Source organism: Paraburkholderia sediminicola (assembly GCF_046030555.1).
GTDB lineage: Bacteria > Pseudomonadota > Gammaproteobacteria > Burkholderiales > Burkholderiaceae > Paraburkholderia > Paraburkholderia sediminicola_E.
Genome location: NZ_JAQQCH010000066.1, coordinates 1 through 1,171 on the forward strand (window position 1 = coordinate 1; position 1,171 = coordinate 1,171).

The window sequence follows — 1,171 nt, forward strand, 5'->3', positions numbered from 1 at the left end:
GACACCATGAGCCTCAGACAGGAATTTGTTCATCTGGCCAGTCAGGACACCCTGACGATCACCGAACTGTGCCAGCGCTTTAACATCAGCCGGCAGACCGGCTACAAATGGCTCAAACGCGGCGAAGACTCGCTGTCAGATCACTCCCGGCGCCCTGCCAGCAGTCCCTCGAAGACCCCCGCTGCCATGGAGCAGGAAGTGGTGCGGCTGCGCCAGGCCCATCCGCGTTGGGGCGGGCGCAAGATCAGCCGGCGCCTGCGGGATCTGGGCTTTGAGGCGGCACCACAGCCCAGCACCGTGACCGACATCCTGCACCGGCACAACCTGATCCTGCCGGCCGATTCCGCAATGAGCGAACCCTGGAAGCGCTTTGAGCACGAGCAGCCCAACGTACTCTGGCAGATGGACTTCAAGGGGCACTTCGAGACCCTCCAGAAGGAGCGTTGCAGTCCCCTGACGGTACTCGACGACCACTCGCGCTTCAGCATCCTGCTGCGCGCCTGTGGGCCAACCGACACCACTACCGTGCAGGCGGGCTTACGCGAGGCGTTTGGACACTACGGCCTGCCATTGCGCATCAACACCGATAACGGCTCGCCGTGGGGTTCGCCCGGCAGTCCGGGGCAGCTCACCGAACTGGCCGTCTGGCTGATCCGGCTGGGCATCCGCATCAGCTACAGCCGGCCTTACCACCCGCAGACTAACGGCAAGGATGAGCGGTTTCACCGCACGCTGAAGGCTGAAGTACTGAACGGACGAAGCTTCGCCACCCAGCAGCACGTGCAACAGGAACTGGACCGCTGGCGCACCATCTATAACTGCGAGCGCCCGCATGAGGCGATCGGCATGGACACACCGATCATCCGTTACCGGCCGAGCCCGCGGGCGTACCCGTCGATCCTGCTGGAGCCGGAGTACGGCCCGGATGATGTGGTGCTGCGGGTCAAATCAAATGGCCAGTTACGCTTTGAAGGACGGCACCTGAGGGTCTCGAAGGCACTTTATGGGTTGCCGGTTGCGGCACGCGCAAAGCAGGGTGAAGACGGCGTATTTGAATTCTGGTTTGCCCATCATCGCATCCTCACCCTTGACCTGAGGAGCGAAAATCCCTGACCATAAAGTGTCAATGATGTCCCCGCACGTCTGTCAACCATGTCCCCGGTCTATACAC

1 protein-coding gene is annotated in these 1,171 nt (G+C 62.0%); it reads left to right on the forward strand.

Going from position 1 to position 1,171, the window contains the following annotated elements:
• A partial coding sequence (locus PQQ52_RS34595) for an IS481 family transposase (protein WP_408221522.1) occupies positions 1–1,113 on the forward strand: 1,113 nt, incomplete at its 5' end.
• Positions 1,114–1,171 lie beyond the last annotated feature (58 nt).